Origin of the sequence: Burkholderia sp. DN3021, assembly GCF_049805555.1 — a bacterium.
GTDB lineage: Bacteria > Pseudomonadota > Gammaproteobacteria > Burkholderiales > Burkholderiaceae > Burkholderia > Burkholderia pyrrocinia_C.
In genome coordinates this window covers 1-1,396 of the sequence record NZ_JBNCAB010000225.1, presented here as the reverse complement: position 1 = coordinate 1,396, position 1,396 = coordinate 1, and the positions used below count along the sequence as shown (strand labels likewise).

1 protein-coding gene and 1 pseudogene are annotated in these 1,396 nt (G+C 58.7%); both read left to right on the top strand.

Annotation, left to right across the window (positions count from 1 at the left end):
• Positions 1–960 (top strand): OTU domain-containing protein (locus ACPUER_RS36700; protein ID WP_425133573.1); only part of this gene is annotated, 960 nt, incomplete at its 5' end.
• A 189-nt stretch (positions 961–1,149) separates the two neighbouring features.
• Positions 1,150–1,305, top strand: a pseudogene (locus tag ACPUER_RS36695) (IS66 family insertion sequence element accessory protein TnpB); the annotation flags it as partial.
• Between the last annotated feature and the right edge of the window lie 91 nt (positions 1,306–1,396).

Here is a 1,396-nt window from a genome sequence, read left to right as displayed (position 1 = left end):
ATCGACGAAGTGATCCAGCTTCGGCACCGGAGAGGCAGCGACTTTACCCAGTCGGCACTGGAGGAAATCAAGAGGCTGGTGTCCGTAGGTAGCGCCAGCGAGACGATCGCCGCATTGAAGCAATACGGCATTGGAGACGAATTGGCCACCCGAGTCCAGGATCTGAGCAGCGCGCTCGAAAACGATGCAAACAAAGACGTGCTGCTTGATCTGAAACAAGCGCTCGACGAATATTTCGCGACGCGGCCGAAGCCCGTGCACGGCACGCCACAAGCGGTCCGCGACGCCTATGAAGCCGCTCTCGGTAGACTTGATCGCGGGGAGCAGCGCTCGCCGTTGATCAAGCACTGGATGGTACCTGATACCCCGGACCGATCAGGGCGCGAGTTATTCTCGCTGCCCCCGAACACAGTGCGATCCGCATCCACGATGCCGAGTCGGCAGGATGCAGTACCGGACAACGTACGCACGCTTGCGGAACAGATTCGGACGATGGGATTGTGGGCCAACGAGGGCGGGGACTTGGCGTCGAGCCTGTTGCCGGAGTTATCGGTATGGCCGAAGGGGCGCGTGCTGACGATTCGGGACGGACGGACCGATACCGAGCTGGCATCATTCGGAGAAAGTCTGCCCGGTTGTGCGCCGGTGAAGGTGGTGTTGCGGAACGCGCATTACAGTGCGGTGATGGGTGACCGTGAGATTCCGGTCCCAGCTGATGGAGACTGTTTTTACCATGCGGTACTGGCCTCGCTCGGCGCAGACGCTGGCGTGATGAAGGGGCAGTTTGGCCTTCCTGACGATGCCTCGGACTCGGAGGTCATTCGTGCCTTGAGGGGACGTCTTGCGGACTATGTGCTAGCCAATCCGCAGTGTGTCAGCCCGTTTCTCATAGTGCCAGATGAACCGATGCAGAAGGCTGCCACACCCAGGCTTTGTTCGGCAGGGGTAGTTGCGCGGTAGCGTGAGGTCGAGTAGAAAGGGCCATTGATCGGGCCTGTCAGATTTTTAGTGTGCTGAGGTCATGAGACGATAACGGAACTAACGTCCTATGACCGATTCAACGTAAGCCGTCAATAAACGACGCCCTACCAATGGTAGGCAGAAGGTCAGAAGCTAAGTGTCCGCGTGGACACATGCACTCAGACCGTGATGACAGAGAAACAGGACCTTCGAAGCAGACTGGTGGTTGGCCGCCGACGGGATGGCCGGCGGGAATTTGATGAAGAGGCCGTGCGCGAGCTGGTCGAGTTTTGCCTGAAGCCGGGGGTATCGATCGCCCGGGCGGCCATGGACCATGATGTCAATCTGTATTAGCCGGGACTCGATCTGACAGGTAGTCGGGCCTACAAAGAACGAGCCATCAATGGGGGATGAGTTTCTCCTTGGCTAGTTCGAG